Origin of the sequence: Roseivirga sp., assembly GCF_049099775.1 — a bacterium.
Taxonomy (GTDB): Bacteria; Bacteroidota; Bacteroidia; order Cytophagales; family Cyclobacteriaceae; genus Roseivirga.
Genome location: NZ_JAGDZM010000002.1, coordinates 377,434 through 396,213, shown reverse-complemented (window position 1 = coordinate 396,213; position 18,780 = coordinate 377,434). Strand labels below are relative to the sequence as shown.

Below are 18,780 nucleotides of genomic sequence, written 5' to 3'. Positions count from 1 at the left end.
TGAAATAATCAACTTTACATCAAACTTTAGAGTGTGCCTGAATCAACTTTCTACTAAATTGCTAATATTAAATCTCGATAGTCTATCTTCGGTAAGAGAAGCCCAATCAATCTGAATCGCAGGAAATTGGTTGCTAAGTATGTCAGCCAAAATTATCAAATGAGTAAAGTTCTTGGAATATCCGCTTTTTATCACGATTCAGCAGCAGCTCTTGTAATTGATGGAAAAATTATTGCCGCAGTACAAGAAGAACGGTTCACCAGAGAAAAGCATACTGCTGATTTCCCAATCAACTCTATAAAATATTGTCTTGAAGAGGCTGGGCTAGCGGTCGATGAATTAGATGCCATAGTCTTTTATGACAAACCTCTTCTAAAGTTTGAGAGACTGTTAGAAACGTATTATGCTTTTTCTCCTAAAGGCCTTTTTTCATTTGTAAAGGCAATACCTGTTTGGCTCAAAGAAAAAATGTTTCTGAAGAAGCAGATATTTGATGGCTTGAAAGAAGTTGGGCCATATACAAAAAAGCAAGTGAGACTTCTTTTTCAAGAGCATCATTTATCACATGCTGCCAGTGCCTTTTTTGCGTCGCCATTTGAAAAGGCGGCTATCCTCACAATTGATGGTGTAGGTGAGTGGAGTACTGCGTCTATCGGAATTGGAGAAGGAAACAATATCTCTTTCCTTAAGGAAATGCATTTTCCACATTCTGTGGGTCTACTCTATAGTGCATTTACCTATTTTCTTGGTTTTAAAGTAAATTCAGGAGAGTACAAGTTAATGGGACTTGCTCCTTATGGGGTTTCAGGTTCTGAAGAGACAGAGGGTTTTAAGAAAACCATAAAATCAACACTTGTAGACATTAAAGAGGACGGATCAATTTGGCTAGACCAATCTTATTTTAATTATGCTACAGGGCTGAAGATGGCCAAAGATACTAAGTGGGAAAAGTTATTTGGTTTTCCTGTAAGAAGAGATGAGAGTAAATTAGAGCAACATCATTGTAACTTAGCATTAGCTATACAGGAAGTTACTGAGGAAATAGTGCTAAAGCTGGCAAAACACGCTAAGGAAGTTACTAATACTACTAACCTATGTATGGCAGGAGGCGTGGCTCTTAATTGTGTGGCTAATGGCAAATTAATCCGGTCGGATATTTTTGAGAATATTTATATTCAACCTGCTGCCGGTGACGCTGGTGGAGCTTTGGGTGCTGCATTAGGTGCTTATCATATATACTTTGAAAAAGACAGAGCCTTCACAAAGATGGACATCATGGAAGGGGCTTACCTTGGGCCTAATTTCTCTGAAAAAGAAATTTCTACCATGAGTAAAAAGGCAAAGGCAGTTTACACCAAACACGAGTCTTTTGATACACTAGTAAAAGAGGTAGCCAGTAAGATTGCGGACGGACAGGTGGTAGGTTGGTTTCAAGATCGAATGGAGTTTGGGCCGAGAGCATTAGGAAATCGTAGTATTCTAGCAGACGCCCGGGATCCAAAAATGCAAAAGAAACTAAACCTTCAAATTAAATACAGAGAAGGGTTTCGTCCATTTGCCCCTTCAGTTCTGCAAGAAGACAAAAATGAGTTCTTTGACTTGAATATCGACTCTCCTTATATGTTAATGGTGGCTCCAGTTAATAAGAGCAGGCGCAAACCACTTCCTAAGGGTTATGAAACTGGTACACTTTGGGAAAGACTTTACTCGGAACGGAGTGACGTTCAATCTATCACACATTTAGACTTTTCTGCACGCATACAGACTGTGCATAAAAACACCAACTACAAGTATTGGGCGCTAATTAATGCGTTCAAAAAACAAACGGGTTATGGCCTTTTGGTCAATACGAGTTTTAATGTACGAGGAGAACCAATAGTTTGCACTCCTTATGATGCTTATCGATGTTTTATGAGTACAGAAATGGACTACCTAGTGATTAATGATTTTGTTTATTTTAAAAAAGACCAGCCTGATTGGGAAAAGCCAGAGAAATGGAGAGTCAAATTTAAACAAGACTAATAGCCCATTTTTTAAAGGTGGTTTAATGGTATATATTTAAAAGAATTAAAGAAATGAGGTTATTGCTAAATATTTACGTCAAAATATTTGATCTCACCTCAAGTTAGTATAAAATGGATTCATGGATTTTTTAAAAGACCTTTGGCTGTTTATGAAAGAACGCAAAAAGTTCTGGCTTGCTCCTATAATTATTGTTTTACTATTGTTAGGGGTATTAATTGTCTTGGGAGGAGGTAGCACATTTGCGCCCTTTATATACACCCTTTTCTAATGACATGCTATGGCAGTAAGTAAAATTGACCCAATTAAAACAGCGTTAACTATAACCGTAGGCTTTTTAATTATTTTTTTACTCACCGAAAAAGAGTGGGCAATTTATGTGGCTACATTAATAGGCTTGGCAGCACTTTTATCTGACTACCTAAGTATAAAAATCAATTGGCTATGGACGAAATTAACATGGGTTCTAAGCTTGATAGTCCCAAATATTCTGATGAGTATCGTTTTTTATCTCGTACTCTTCCCTATTGCCACACTTTCGAGAATTAGTAAAAAGAATCCGCTGTCACTAAAAAACAAATCGGATAGCCTATTTATTAATACTAAAAAATCATTTACTAAAAAATCATTCGAAAACCCTTGGTGAACCTTTATTGAAAAAGACGTCTTTTTTTTCGGTATAATTTTGGGTTTAGATCACTGCCCAAGAACAGGAGATCCTAGCCGAAAGATGAATCATAGTCTTGAATTGCCTTCAAACACCTTCCTGCCGTTCTTCCGTCCCAATATTGAGGTTTTTGAGGTTGCCTTTCCTTATTTAGAAACTCCTCAAAAGACGTCTCAAGCAAACATATGTTAGTTCCAACAAGCACTGACACGCCTCCGTGTTCTTTTAAAGTAATCGGTCTTTCAGTGGAATCTCTCAAGGTAATACATGGAGTACCTAAATAGGTACATTCTTCCTGAATGCCTCCACTATCAGATATAAATAGTTTAGCTATGGTATTCAACTTTAGTAATTCAAGATATCCTATCGGTTTAAGTAAAATAAGGTTTTCGATAGCATTAAACTTATCCCATAAGTCAAAAGTCTTTAGCTGTTTTTCAGTTCTTGGATGTAAGGGTAACACTATCGGTAATTTTGGACAAATCGTTTGATCCAATGTCTTGATAAAATCGCTTAACACTTCATAGTGATCAACATTAGACGGCCGATGTAAAGTCATTAGACCAAAACTGCCTTCTTCTACCTTAAATGTTCTTTTCTTATCGTTTTTGAATCGATTATTTTCAATTATGTCATTGGTATTAAAAAGCCGAGCCTCTTCCACATTGTTCACCAAAGTGTCGATCATAATATTGCCCACAAACTGTATGTTTTTTTCCGACTTTCCTTCCTTTCTCAAGTTATCTGATGATATGTTATCAGGCGTAAGTAATAAATCAGAAATACTATCAGTCACCATCCGATTAATCTCCTCCGGCATTCTCTTGTCAAAGGAGCGCAACCCCGATTCAATATGACACACTTTAATATGATGTCTTTTGGCAATTACTGAACAGCTTAACGTAGCATTAACATCACCAATAACTACAACCCAGTCCGGATGGACATTCTGCAAAAGGTTGTCAAATTCAATCATTGTGCTGCCCAATTGCTCACCATGGCCTCCAGAACCAATTCCAAGGTTAAAGTCCGGTCTCGGAATTTTTAATCGATCAAAGAAGATATCAGACATCGAAGGATCATAGTGCTGGCCAGTATGAACAAGAATGTGTTCTATTACTTTATCATTTTCGCGGTTATATCGTTGAATTTCGTGGATAAAGGGTGCTACCTTCATAAAGTTAGGCCTTGCACCAACTACTGATAAAATCTTCATGGATTAAGTTTCTTAGGCAATCTTTCAATTAGGTACTCAATTCGTCAAAATTATAAAGTTTCAATGTTTCTAGATGGAGAAGAATTGCCTTCCTCTTCTTTTAAATGAAAAACGAAACTTCAATCACTTTTTTAAGTTGAAACGAATAATCTAAGTTAAAATATTTATTACCAAGAGGTGTGAAACAAGTTAACATTTATGGCAGCAACAAGAAAAATGGGTTTACAGCTTGCACCTTTATTCCAATTATGTATTTCTAGAAATATTGAAACCATAAAATCAGAAGAACACAAGTTCAAGATGAGCCCTCAACAGATCCGATATATTCCGAATCTCATTAGCTTCAAAAGAAGTTTTTGATCACAGCTCTACTACAACAGAGAATTTCATATTGTTCATGTAGCAAATTACGGACGCGCCTAAAATCACATCCTTTTGCTACATGCCTTCGCCGAATTACAAGCAGCGGCATGCGAACTTTGGTTGATTGTAGAAGATACCAACAACCATTTCTTGAAAAACCTTATCTATGAATTAGGCATAAAAGATAAGGTTCGAGTATTTGGTTCGGTAAATAACCCAATTCCTTTCCTGCTCAAAGCCAATTGCTTGGTACTCTGTTCTGATTATGAAGGCTCACCCAATGTTATAGCGGAGGCACTTGCCTGTAAACTCCCTGTAATTGCCACAGATTGTGATTATGGCCCACGAGAGCTTCTTTCTCCTCGAACAACGACTGTACCCCATAAAAGATTAGGAGATATTGAGATTGTAAAACATGGTATTCTGGTGCCCGTCGGTAAAACCTATTCCTTTAGCAAGGCCATGAGGCTCTGCATTGACAGCCCACAACTTTTAGACTCCTTTACAAAGTTGGCTTTAGACAGGGTGCTTCCTCTAGACATAGAAAAAAATATCGAGACGTATGTTGACCTATTTTAAGTTAAAGGAAAAACCATTCTTTCTCTCGAGGAATGAGCAATGAAAGTTATAAAGACATGCCAAAATTGTAGTACACAAGAATTGTAAACCAAAAAAGCCCCTTAAAAAGGGGCTTTTTATGTACCAGAGATGGGACTTGAACCCATACGCTCAGAAGAGCACAAAAACTTAAGACTATTAATTAAATCTTCGTAAGGATTAATTAATAGTACCAATATCAAAGGTAGGCCTGTTTGCAATGGAGCTAACATGACTTCAAGTTAAACCCGTAAACAATTTTCATTGTTAAAAAGATCTTTAAGGATCACTTATTTACTGTTACAGTATAGTTCCCGTTAATCCCTGACCTTGTTGCACCAGATAAGCTAAAACCAAACACAAACTTGTTGTCAGTCAGAGTTTGTATGTTAATTTCCTTACCATCATTCAATCTTAGGGATCTTGCCTGTTCATCGGTCCATTCCCATGTGCCAGTGGCATCAAAGAGATCTGCGCCATTGGTAGTTGCATAAGTACCATCGGAAAAGGATAATGCAAAGCCTGGGTAATTAGCACTCACATCTGTACCATCTACCGCAATACTACCATCAATACCAAAACCCCACTGGCCCGATAACCTTTGGAAGGCTTCTTCCTGACTGATATTCACCATTGGGTCGTCATTACTACATCCCGTGGCAGCTGTCATAACAAACCCAAACAATACGATCATATATATATTTATCTTCTTCATCTTTCTCTTTCTTTATGATTTATCTGCCTCTCATTATCTCCTGATCAGTAATTTCTTCCTGACCACTGATTTACCACTACTAAAGCTTAGAACATATACCCCTTGCTCATAGCTCGACACATTCAAAATCAAGCGCTGTTTCGTATAATCATTTAAGTTGAACATGCGTGTGCCTGAAGCATTAACTACTTCTATATTCAATTTACCAACCCCTGCCTCTGATAAGTCTATCGTCAGTCGATCAGTCGCTGGATTTGGATAAATCCCTATCCTTTCTTCAACTATACTTCCATTGTCAATACTGGTGACAATCACTCCTTCTCCTGTCACTGAGGCTGAAACATCTCTTCCTTCATAATTGAAAGTGATTGTACCTGAGTACTGTCTGGCTTCTTGCGGAGTGAAATTGATGCTGATATTAGTCGTAGCTCCAACTGCCAGGATTACTGAGGCTGGAGTAACACTAAAACCAGCTGGCAAGCTCGTAGCCCTTATTTCTACTGACTTTTCTCCATTGTTCTCTATTGTCCAGATCTTTGTTTCGGTAAAGCCTAGTATCGTTTGATCAAAAGCATTGTCTGTTGCCGTCAGAATAATCGAAGCTTCTAACACATTGCCAATAGTAATTGCTAATACTTGCTCAAAGCTACCTCCATTACTATCTTCTGTTCTTATTCTAATGCTGTAACTATCCCTTGTTTCAAAGTCGAAGGATTCTGCTGCTAGTAATTGATCATTATTGATCGTAAATGCACCATTGTCTGTATCTCCTGTACCGGATACTAATGCGTAAGTATGGGTATCAGCATTATCGGCATCAGTGCTAGTGAGCATACCCACTGCATCACCTACTTCATTGTTTTCGCTAATGCTACTTAAAGAGGTGTTGATTGCTGTCGGGGCAAAATTGGTCGTATACACTGCTCCTGTATTGAAAATTGCTCCCAATGGGTTAGTAGCTCTATCTTCTATACTATCATCATTCTTCACTTTCAGGCCAATCGTTCCTTCTCCTGAGATACCATTAACATTTACATCATAAGTACTACCATCTACTTGAGTTACTGAATTGGCCGCAGCCGTAGCTGTGCCTGTAGTGCTGACTTCAAAGTCTGTGATATCTACACCTTTCACATCTTCTGAGAATACTACCCTGAAGCTGGCCTCAGTTGTTGCCGTATTCAGTCCATCTCCGTCCAGTCTTGTTACACTGCTTACTGTCGGGGCTGTACCATCGAAAGTTCTCGACAATGTATTACTAGCATTGTTACCATTACCTGGAATGTCATTAGCCGTATTGATCGCCAAGCTAACAGATGTAGTCCCATCTGTCGTTGGGGTAATATCTACTGTCCAAACCCTACCTGCTGTAACGCTTTGTAGGTTACTGGCTGTACCATTGATGACAGTTACATCTGATAGTTCGAAGTTCTCAACTCCCTCATCATAAGTGACTGTAGTATTGAAGCTAGTGTTGACAATATCCACTGCGGCCGAGTTTAAGGTAGCTGTTGGATTACTTGTGTCAATGGTAACTGGTAATGCCGACCCTTGACTACTGGTATTCCCTGCAATATCTGTTGTCCTTGCAGTTATTGCTAGTGTGCCGTCATTTAAGCTTGTTCCGGTATGATCAAGACTCCAAGTTCCCGCATTATTTGCCGTAGTAGTACCAATACTACTATTATCGATAAATACTTCCACAGTAGAATTAGCCTCTGCAATACCGTTAATGCCTAAAGTATTATCGCTTGTAACACCATCTGAACTATTGGTTCCAGTATCATCACTAATTGAAACTGTACTAGGCATAGCTGGTGCAGAAGTATCTACTGTAATCATCAGCACAGAACTCGCCTCACTTAAATTCTGTGCAGCATCTGTGGCTGTAGCAGTGATCGATCTATTCCCCTCAGATAGTGATGTAGTCAGTGTTAAACTCCAATTGCCTGAATTGTCAGCTTCTGTTGTCTCTATACTACTTTCATCCACGAACACTTCTACTTTAGCGTTAGCCTCTGCTGTACCTTCTATAGTTGGCGTATCATCACTGGTTACATTATCAGTTTCACTGACTCCAGAATCTGAAGCAGCTGATAAACCAATCGTTGGTGCATTAGGTGGTGTGATATCGAAAGCCAGGTTTAGTGTGTTTGAAACCATGTTTGCATTACCTGCAGCATCCGTTGCCACATTTGTCATAAGACTCACAGTGACAGAAGCACCTACTGAGCCTACTGAGAACGTGTATGTATCTCCATCGACAGCCGTAAAGTCTGAGATCACCCCATCCGATGTGATGTCCTGTGCATCAAAACCTGACACAGGCTCATTAAACTGTGCAGTAATCATAAAAACACCATTCACTGGACTGGTTGTTGCCGATGATAATGTCACCGTAGGTGAAGTTTCATCATTGGTTACACTCAATTGAGTCGCAGCCGTGTTGTTATTGCCTGCGGCATCTTGCGCTTTATCGGCTGCCACATCAATAGTTACCGCACCGTCTGCTACTGGAGTAATAGTTGCCGTATAAACATTTGCACTAGTCGTATTAAAGTTACTGGCAGCTCCATTTCCAACTGAAATATCATCTGATGTAAAGCCAGTTACAACTTCTGAAAAAGTAAAGGTGGCTGTAAATACTCCACTCTGAGGATTACTGGCATCACTGGTCACTGTCACCGTAGGCTTCGTTTCGTCATTGGTCACGCTCAACTGAGTAGCAGCCGTGTTATTATTGCCGGCAGCATCTTGCGCTTTATCGGCTGCCACATCAATAGTTACCGCACCGTCAACCGTTGGGGTAATGGTTGCAGTATAGACACTAGCACTAGTCGTATTAAAGTTACTGGCAGCTCCATTTCCAACTGAAATATCATCTGATGTAAAGCCAGTTACAGCTTCTGAGAATGTGAATGTGGCAGTAAATGCTCCACTCTGAGGGTCATTGGCATCACTGGTAATCGTAACCGTTGGCTTCGTTTCGTCATTGGTCACGCTCAACTGAGTAGCAGCCGTGTTGTTATTGCCGGCAGCATCTTGCGCTTTATCGGCAGCTACATCTACGGTCACATTTCCATCAGCAGTCGGTGTAACGGTAGCCGTATAGACACTAGCACTAGTCGTATTAAAGTTACTGGCAGCTCCATTTCCAACTGAAATATCATCCGATGTGAATCCAGTCACATCCTCTGAGAATGTGAATGTGGCAGTATATGCTCCACTCTGAGGGTCAGTGGCATCACTGGTCACTGTCACCGTAGGTGAGGTTTCATCATTGGTCACACTCAATTGAGTCGCAGCCGTGTTGTTATTGCCTGCGGCATCTTGCGCTTTATCGGCTGCCACATCAATAGTTACCGCACCGTCTGCTACTGGAGTAATAGTTGCCGTATAAACATTTGCACTAGTCGTATTAAAGTTACTGGCAGCTCCATTTCCAACTGAAATATCATCTGATGTAAAGCCAGTCACATCCTCTGAGAGAGTGAAAGTTGCCGTGAAAGCTCCACTCTGAGGGTCATCGGAAGCCGTAATTGTTACAGCCGGCTTAGTCTCATCATTGGTAACACTCAATTGAGTCGCAGCCGTGTTGTTATTGCCGGCAGCATCTTGCGCTTTATCGGCAGCCACATCAATAGTTACCGCACCGTCTGCTACTGGAGTAATAGTTGCCGTATAAACATTTGCACTAGTCGTATTAAAGTTACTGGCAGCTCCATTTCCAACTGAAATATCATCTGATGTAAAGCCAGTTACAGCTTCTGAGAATGTGAATGTGGCAGTAAATGCTCCACTCTGAGGGTCATTGGCATCACTGGTCACTGTCACCGTAGGTGAGGTTTCATCATTGGTCACACTCAATTGAGTCGCAGCCGTGTTGTTATTGCCGGCGGCATCTTGAGCTCTGTCAGCAGCCACATCAATAGTTACCCCACCGTCTGCTACTGGAGTAATAGTTGCCGTATAAACATTTGCACTAGTCGTATTAAAGTTACTGGCTGAGCCATTGCCTACTGAGATATCTCCGATCACAAAGCCAGTTACAGCTTCTGTGAATGTGAATGTGGCAGTAAATGCTCCACTCTGAGGATTACTGGCATCACTGGTAATCGTAACCGTTGGCTTCGTTTCGTCATTGGTCACGCTCAACTGAGTAGCAGCCGTGTTATTATTACCGGCAGCATCTTGCGCTTTATCGGCAGCCACATCGATAGTGACAGCACCGTCTGCTACTGGAGTAATAGTTGCCGTATAAACATTTGCACTAGTCGTATTAAAGTTACTGGCAGCTCCATTTCCAACTGAAATATCATCCGATGTGAATCCAGTCACATCCTCTGAGAGAGTGAAAGTTGCCGTGAAAGCTCCACTCTGAGGGTCATCGGAAGCCGTAATTGTTACAGCCGGCTTAGTCTCATCATTGGTAACACTCAGTTGGGTAGCAACGATATTTTCGTTTCCTGCTGCATCGTTGGCCTTATCAGCTGCTACATCTACGGTCACATTTCCATCAGCAGTCGGTGTAACGGTAGCCGTATAAACTTTAGCACTTGTCCTTTGGAAATTGCTGGCTGTCCCATTGCCGACAACAATGTCTCCTACTTCAAAACCTCTGACATCTTCTGAGAAGGTAAAAGTTCCTGTAAAGGCACCACTCGTTGGATCAGCAGAAGCGGTAATTACAACGGTAGGTGCGGTATTATCATATTCCACCGTGAGCGTTTTGTTCGTTGCAATACCCGTACCTGCCCTGTCAACAGCATCAAAGTTGCTGAATGTGATCGTCATATCTCCCTCATTAATTGGGATCACTGTATAGGTATAAACACTTCCATCATTGTTGACCTGTTCATTGGAAACATTGGCGTTAGTGATAGTTGAGGAACTTCCACCATCATCCAATGAGACAAAGTCTCTCATGGGCTCACTAAAAGTCATGGTCAGTGTAAATGGGGCGTTGGTTGGATCTGCATCACTTGTCATCGTCAAGGTAGGCGCCACCGTATCAAAAGTTCCGGAAACAGAAGCAGCTACATTGCCATTGTTTGCAAAATCGAAGGTCTCGTCTGCCGCTACACTGATACTCCATGGCCCCTGAGCGGTTGGGGTAAAAGTGAAGGTAAAGGTATCATCCCCTGTACTCGATCCCGTCCAATTACTCAATGTGCCGTTGGTCAAACTCACATTCGACTCATCGAAAGGTAAAATATCTTCAGAGAACTGAATCACTACGTCAAATGAAGTGGCGGCCGTAAAGTTATCGGCAAGCATCTCACTGGCATCCGGGGTAATGATCAACGTTGGTTTTGTCTCATCATTATCTCCTGCGAGTTGTACAGCAGCATTATTAAAGTTCCCTGCTATATCAGTGGCTGCCAACACCGGTACGTCAACGGTTACTTCACCATCGACTATAGGTGCAATGGTAGCGGTATATACCTTTGCATTGGTGGTACTAAAATTACTTGCAGCCCCATTACTCAAAGAAATATCGTCTATGGTAAAACCTGTCACGTCTTCATCGAAAGTAAAGGTGGCTGTAAACGGACCATTTATTAGAAAGCTCCCATCTCTGGAAATCGTTACATTCGGTGAGATTACATCATTTTCAATGCTGAACTGTGTGGCTGCAGTATTGCCGTTTCCTGCTGCATCATTGGCTTTATCAGTCTCTACATCCACAGTAACCGTTCCATGGTTTGTTCCTTCAATAGTAGCTATATAAGTAGTTCCCGAGCCAGAGAAAGTACCGGTTTTCACTATTCCATTGGATAACGTGATGTCCCCTTCTACAAAACCGGTTACACTTTCACTAAACGTAATGGTGATAGGAAATTCTCCCAAGGCAAATCCAGTGATATTCGTACTGGTAATAGTTACTATAGGTCTTGTTTCATCATTGGTTATACTTAGTTGCGTTGCCGCAGTATTGGTATTAAGTGCAGCATCTTGTGCTATATCTGCAGCCACGTCTACTGTCACTGCTCCATCTGCAGTAGGTGTAATAGAAGCAGTATATACTTTAGCGCTGGTCGCATTAAAATTACTTGCTGCGCCATTGCCTACTGAGATATCTTCTACTGTAAAACCCGTTACGTCTTCATCAAAAGTAAAGGTGGCGGTAAAGGCTCCACTGGTCGGGTCGGCAGATGCCGTTATTGTCAGCGTTGGTTTGGTTTGATCATTGGTCACACTTAGCTGAGTAGCGGCAGTATTGTTGTTACCGACTAAATCCTGCGCCTTGTCAGCGGCTACATCTATAGTGACTTCATCTGTGGCTGTCGGGGTAATGGTAGCCGTATAGACTTTAGCACTCGTAGTTTGAAAATTGCCTGCGGCTCCATTTACAACTGTAATGTCATCTGCTGCGAAACCCGTAACATCTTCTGAAAAAGTAAAAGTGGCTGTAAAAAAACCATTCTGAGGATTACTAGCATTACTGGTAATGGTTACCGTTGGCTTCACCAGGTCTTCTTCAACAATATAGGCTTCATCGGTTGTTGGTGCCTGATCAAAGAGGTTTTTGACCACCTTGGGATTTTCAAAAATATCGATCATAAAATCGAAGCCTGCATGACCATTGTGAGAGCCGGTAAAGAAAGCTCTGCCTCCCGCCAAGCTACCTGCGGTATGGGCAAAATAGGCCCTATCACCGCTACCTGTGAATAGATCCAACACAAGACTATAAGCCATACCAGAAGTCAACTGTGGTGGATTAGTGATAATGAACGCCTGTCCTGCTGCATCCGTACCGCTGGAAATGTTTACTGTTTCCTCTGTTAGCACGGCATTAGCGTCATTCAACACGGTGGAGTTGGAAGCATCTCCCTCGATAATTCTCAATCGGGCGGTTCCTGAAAAAGTATGTGTTCCAGGTTTAGCAAAAAGCGTAAACCCTGTGAAATAATTATTGCTAGCGGCAGTAAAGGACTGGCCAATTCTGGCTTGATTTAGGAAATCATTTTCTGTGGTCTGCTGATGAGTGGCCGCACCATTCACAAACTCTGATGCACTAACATCATTGGTGCCTGCAGCTCCGTCTATCCCTTTCACTTTCAGTCCTAAGGCGCCATCTACATTGTTCAGACTGTTGACAGTCAGATCATAGGTTTTTCCATCTACTGCATTGAATGAGCTGACAGTACCCCCTGCTGTTGAGTTCAGGACAAAATCATCGACTGTCACATTATCTGCGTCCTCTGAGAAAATGACTCTGAAAACAGGGTCAATGTCTGCGGTGATATTGGCAGTAGTTGGCGTGTGTCTGGCAATGGATTGAATGCTCAGCGGAAGCTGAACTTGCTCGGCAACGCTTTCGGTCGGATCACCTGTTTTGGTTCCATCCGAAGCAGTCACCTCAAAAACGAGGAATTTACCCGCATCAGCCGCTTGTACTGTATAGGTTGTCGTTGTGGCACTGCTAATGGCCGTTTTGCCTGTTCCATTAGCATCATCAGCCATGAACCACCTGAACGTAGTACCACTCTCTGCATTGGATTGAGGGTCGCTATAGCTGTATGAACCAGTTAATTGCTGACCAATCGCGGCAGTGCCCGAAATGGCCACATTATTGGCCATTGGTGGGTTCACAATGGTGTAAGTCTCATCTGTTGTTGGTACAGGAGATCCTAAGTCTTCGATGGCACCGGTGATCGTTTGTGTGATAAAATACCAGTCCAGCGAAGTAGCAGCAGGGAACTGTTCCGACAGACCTCTACCACTACCATAGGAGTTACCAGTCTGTCCAGAGAAACCTGTAGCTCCTGTACCAGTACCAGCTTGCCAAAACCAGGTATATTGAGTCCCTTGAAAGATGCTAGCAGGCAATTCAAAATAATAAGTCTCGTCTCCACTTGATTGGCTTGTGAATATCTGCTGAGAGGCCAATTCAGTTCCTCCTGTCCCCTCTCCGATATACAATTTCAAAGTGGCAGTACCTTCATAAGTATGACTAAACTCAGATTTCCTCAAGGTCACGCTATGGAACAAGCCGGTTTGTTCGGCTACAAATGATTGCCAAAAGAAAGTATCCCCACCAGAGTCCTGCATCAGGTTACCATTATTGGTGGCATCCCGGACTTCGTTTGCTTTGATGATGTTATTGGTTCCTGCAGCATCTGCTCCTTTCAAATCCAGGTTGATGGTACCTTCTGAAATGTCTATGCCTGTTACTTTTACATCATAAGTACTCCCGTTTATCCTGGTAATAGATGATACGGTTCCATCGCCAGCGACTGTTCCACTCAATATAAAGTCATCGGCTGATACCCTAGCTACACCGGCACTAAAGATCACTCTGAAAGTCACTTCATCTGCATTGGTGGTGGCACCACTTGGAGTTTGGCGGGCGATGGAGGTAATGAATACATTGGCTACCAAAGTTCTTGTAGTCTCTACTGGAGTTCCTGCAGTGGTGCCATCATTGGGAGTCACTTCAAAACTGATAAACTTATTGATGTCATCATTGGTCAGTGTGTAGTTTACGGTGGTAGCACCGGTAATTTCAGTTTTACCTGTACCTGCAGCATCATCAGAGCGGTACCATTTAAAGGTCGATCCACTTTCTGGATCATTATCGGCATCGGTAAAAGTATAAGCACCGGTCAGTTGCTGACCTATTTGGAAGATACCGGTAAAGGTCACATTTGTGGCTGTTGGGGCAACATTGTTGGAAATCGTAAAGGTTTCATCGGTAGCTGGAGCAAGCGAAGATAAAGGAATGGCTGTGCCCTGCGTAATAAAGGTTTGGAACCTTAGATCAAGTGGGTCCAAATCTAAATTTATAAAATCACCAAATAAGCGCATAGATCCATTATTATACCCCCCAGCGCCATTAATGTCCAGAAAGATTCTAGGACTGACTCCCGCAAGAAAAAATGTATATGTTTGTCCACTCGTGAGTATAGGCGGATTAGCAATGTCAAAGACATGCTCGCCAGCTGTACCGGTAATATTGACTGTTGTTGTAGATATAACTGAACCTGCGCCCCCGGCACCATTCAAGATTGTAAGTGTTGTTGTGCCTACATAAGTATTGGATGCATGTGTCCAAACACTTAGTCTAGTTAAACCTCCGGATTTACCTGCTATAAATGATTGTCCTATAGCATTATTAGAGCTTTGAGGACCACTCACATTATTCTGACTTTGATCAAGAACAACGGGATCGTTTGTTATGTCGTTGCTGCCACTTGTAGTAGCATTGCCTTTGATATCCAGGTTAACTGTCCCATTTGAGTTTGTTAAACCAGTGACAGTCACATCATAAATGGATCCACTCACGGGAGTTACTGTTGACACGGTGCCATCACCTGCCGCAGTTCCGCTTAATGAAAAATCACTTATATCAACATTCTTAGCGGCTCCATCAAATGTGACCCTAAATACGACTTGATCAGCGTTGGTTATTGCATCGGTTGGCGTTTGTCTCGCGATTGTCGTAATGGCTACCACAGGTATGGGGCCCTGCAACGCGCTTTCTACGGGTGTACCCGCAGTGATACCGTCATTAGGCGTTACTTCAAAACTGATAAAACTACCTAAGTCATCGGCAGTAAGCGTATACGTTTGACTGGTGGCTCCTGTAATCGCTACTTGATTAGTGCCTTGTGCATCATCGGCTCGTAACCAGCGAAAGGTGGTACCGCTTTCTATATCATTCTCTGCATCTGAGTAGTCGTAAGACCCAGTAAGTATTTCATCTGCTACTAAAGTTCCCGAAAAGTTAACATTGGATGCTGTTGGGGGTAAATTAACACTTGTAACAGTATAAGTTTCATCGGTTGTTGGAGCTTGGTCGAAAAGCGCATCACCGTCTACTTCTGTTCCCTCAAAGATGTCAATCATAAAATCAAAAGCAGCATGACTGGTATTATTTGCATTCGTAAAAAAAGCTCTACCACCAGATAAACTTCCAGCGGTATGAGCAAAAAATGCTCGATCTCCTGAACCTGTAAAATTATCGAGAACAATACTATATATGGTTCCTGAAGTCAGTTGAGGCGGTGTGGTTAAGGTAAAAGTTTGACCAGCTGCACTTGTCTCTGTAGTAATATTCACGGTTTCATCAGAAATTACGGCAATCGCATCATTCATAACGGAAGACTGAGAAGCATCACCCTGAAAAATTCTTAGCCTGGCTGTTCCTGAAAAAGTGTGGTTATCAGGTCTTGCAAAAAGTGTAAATGCAGTCAAAAAATTATTACTCGCTGCGGTAAATGACTGACCAATCAATGACTGATTCAAAAAGTCATTCTCGGTAGTTTGTTGGTGCGCAGCTGTGCCATTGTTAAAGCCTGCAACGAAAACAATGTCATTGGTTCCTGTGGCGCCATCAATTCCTTTGATTTGCAGGGCTAAGGTACCATTGGTGTTGGTTAAGTTGTTGATAGCCACATCATAGGTTTTGGCATCTACAGCATTCACATTATTGATGGTGCCACCAACTGTTGAGTTGACTAGAAAATCGTCCGTACTTACATTCCTCGCTTCTCTAGAAAAAGTAACTCGAAATACAGGATTGGTGGTGGATGGTATGCTAGCCGTGGTCGGTGTTTGTCTAACGATGGAATTAACCGTTAATGGACTTACCACTTCTTGTAAACTACTTTCTACAGGAGTGCCAGCCGTGGTACCGTCATTTGGTGTTACCTCAAAACTGATAAACTTATTGATATCATCATTGGTCAGTGTGTAATTTACCGTTGTAGCCCCAGCAATTTCAGTTTTACCAATACCAGCATCGTCATTTGATCGATACCATTTAAAGGTCGATCCACCTTCTGTATCACCATTGTCAGTATCTGCCCAAGTATAGGTACCTGTGAGTTGCTCTCCCGATTTCAAAGTGCCGGTGATATTAACATTTGTGGCCGTAGGTGCTGTATTGGTCACAGGTGCTTCTAAGATAATGTTGTTTAAAATAGTCCCATCCATACCTGGAACTCCTGAGTCATAGTACCCAGTTGTTTTTTGTCGGATGCGAATTTCATCTACATTTTGAAAATCCATCTCAGTTAAAGTTTCAACTGTATTCGTAGAGCTTGGAGTTACGGTAACGCTCTCACTAACCACTTGAACTCCGTCCCTGAAACCCAATACTTCGTATGTGGTAAAAACCCCCGAAATTTCTTGTAAGTCAAAGCCTTTAAGCTTGAATTCACTTCCATTGTCAGTGGCAAAAACAAACCAAAACCCATTTGCTCCATCACCAGCATTTGAGGTGTATCCCAAACCATCATCTGAAGCGATCGTAGAAATAAAACTCGCATGAACTAAACCTCTGTTGAGCGATCCAGCAATCCCTGCAAGTGAGGCAAAGGCGGTACTTGTACCATCATCAGTGGCTTTAAAGGTTACATTGCCGAAATCGGCAGTAGCCATCTTTACTATGCCATCTGTATCATAGCCACCACCAAAATTATCTTCAGGGAAACTGATTGTATTGTCAAGAGGTGTTGTACTCCAATTTGAAAGCCCATTTTCAGTCCCTGTTCCACCATAATAGATCTCGGTAGCGGTGGCATTCACAAACTGCCCAGCTGTCCAAATGCCTTTGGCCACGGCTACATTTTCTCTCCCATTACCACCGGAGCCCCACTGTGTAAAATCTACCATAGCCGCTGATGCGCCAAAGGAAGGGCTTGAGTAGAAACTTAAATCTGATCCTGCATTGTTTAGGGCTTGTGATAAGGTGAGTTCAACTTGTGCACCTGCGGCCAGGTTGGTTGAACCATTTACAACAGTACCATCACTTACCTGGTGATAAGCAAAGCTATGACAGAACCAGTAACCACTGATGTCAAGAGCAGTTCCACCAAAGTTCTTGATGATTACCCGATTATTGGGGACATCAACTTTAGTCAATCTGATTTGTGGGCCAGAAGCTAAGGCATTTCCTTTCACCTTAAAGGTATATTCTGCCTCATCCGAATCATTTGAATTTACGGTAACCGTGGCATTTTTATTACCAATTGAAGAAGGGTCGAACTTCACCACAAAGTCGCTTGATTCACCACTAGCTATGGTAGCAGAAGGTTGTGTTGTGACTGTAAAATCCGCTGCATCCGTACCTGAAATAGAGACATTGGAGACTCCTGTGATATTTAAATCTGTTTTACCGGTATTCGAAATGGTATAGGTCTGTGATGAAGGAGTGCCAACATTAACATCCCCGAAGTTAGTTGTTGTTCCGCCTATCGCTATTTCTGGAAGTGATGCATCCTCTAATATAAAAACACAACTGCCCAAACAATTAACAGAGCCTGCCAAATGTAGGTTTTCACCAACATCCGGAGTAACATTCGTAAAGGCGTCTCCCAATGCAGTGAAGCTACCGGAACTTGGCTTCCGTTCATAAGAAAGCGTTTGATTGGTCGCGTTATAAACAACTCTCAACCTATCCGTCACTATAATACTGCTTGAATAGCTAGAAGTGCTGCCTTCTCCTATTTTGTCTCCATCAACAACCAGACCCCATTCTTTGCTCAAAGTTCCCAAATCATGTGTGCGATCAGCCAGAGGAGCGCTTGCTAGTCCGAATGTAGGCACCTTACGACCTGGAAAAGTATGGAAATTTTCTAAAAAGATTTCAAAAGTATATACGCCTCGCTCGTCTGAAATCTCTGGACCTACGAAAGTGAAAGGATTGAAATCTACAGTTCTCTGGACGGAGGCTACTCCAAAGTCATTAAGCGTTCCATTGTCCCATAGAAACCCAGATTCATAAGCATTAAAAGGTTTTTCCAAATCACCAATACTACCGAACACAAAGCCTGATTTGGTAGCAGTACCTGAAGGGGTAGTCACTGAAACTGAACCCGAGGTAGTGCTGGCTATTGTCGCTTTTATTTCAGAAGCCGAAACCACTTCAAAATAAGTGACATTTACACCACCAAAACTAACAACAGAAGTTGCAGTGAAGTTTTCTCCTTTTATCAACACTTCCATACCTGCTATTGCAGGAGTGGTAAATGAATGGATTACAGGAGCGCTTAAGATTTTAATAGGGTCACCATTCTCAATAGCTACTGCTGAGGCTTGTTGAATTCCGAAACTGACAATTAGTAAACAAATGACAACTGGTTTAAAGAATTGCTTGAGGGAAAAGGGATACACACACATGATTTTAAGAGTTTAAATCATGGTGAAAGTGCTTGTTTAAAGCATATTGAAGAGGGCAATGTGCGTGAACGA

General features: G+C 41.9%; 7 protein-coding genes. 4 read left to right on the top strand and 3 right to left on the bottom strand.

Features of this window, described 5'->3' with window-relative positions:
• The first annotated feature begins 159 nt into the window (after nt 1–159).
• The 3 genes from JXQ92_RS03960 to JXQ92_RS03950 all read left to right on the top strand — a co-directional run bounded on the left by JXQ92_RS03960 (nt 160) and on the right by JXQ92_RS03950 (nt 2,668).
• Complete coding sequence (locus JXQ92_RS03960) at nt 160–2,022, top strand: carbamoyltransferase (protein ID WP_421985285.1); 1,863 nt, start codon at nt 160–162, stop codon at nt 2,020–2,022.
• 121 nt (nt 2,023–2,143) lie between these two features.
• Nucleotides 2,144–2,293 carry a DUF5989 family protein gene (locus tag JXQ92_RS03955; RefSeq protein ID WP_421985284.1) on the top strand — a complete coding sequence of 50 codons (150 nt, stop codon included), beginning with the start codon at nt 2,144–2,146 and terminating at the stop codon, nt 2,291–2,293.
• A 9-nt stretch (nt 2,294–2,302) separates the two neighbouring features.
• Complete coding sequence (locus tag JXQ92_RS03950; RefSeq protein ID WP_421985283.1) at nt 2,303–2,668, top strand: hypothetical protein; 366 nt, start codon at nt 2,303–2,305, stop codon at nt 2,666–2,668.
• A 73-nt stretch (nt 2,669–2,741) separates the two neighbouring features.
• Here the strand turns inward: JXQ92_RS03950 and wecB are convergent, their stop codons facing one another.
• Entirely contained in the window at nt 2,742–3,905 is a 1,164-nt protein-coding gene (wecB, locus tag JXQ92_RS03945; RefSeq protein ID WP_421985282.1) for a non-hydrolyzing UDP-N-acetylglucosamine 2-epimerase, read from the bottom strand.
• Nucleotides 3,906–4,340: 435 nt separating this feature from the next.
• Between wecB and JXQ92_RS03940 the strand changes: the two genes are divergently transcribed.
• Nucleotides 4,341–4,847: a glycosyltransferase gene (locus JXQ92_RS03940; RefSeq protein ID WP_421985281.1), complete on the top strand. Its 507-nt coding sequence runs from the start codon at nt 4,341–4,343 to the stop codon at nt 4,845–4,847.
• 304 nt (nt 4,848–5,151) lie between these two features.
• On the opposite strand, the gene JXQ92_RS03935 is transcribed toward JXQ92_RS03940, so the two are convergent.
• Entirely contained in the window at nt 5,152–5,580 is a 429-nt protein-coding gene (locus JXQ92_RS03935; RefSeq protein ID WP_421985280.1) for a hypothetical protein, read from the bottom strand.
• Between the two features lie 33 nt (nt 5,581–5,613).
• Nucleotides 5,614–18,708 (bottom strand): Ig-like domain-containing protein, encoded by a 13,095-nt coding sequence (locus JXQ92_RS03930; RefSeq protein WP_421985279.1) that lies wholly within the window; start codon nt 18,706–18,708, stop codon nt 5,614–5,616.
• Between the last annotated feature and the right edge of the window lie 72 nt (nt 18,709–18,780).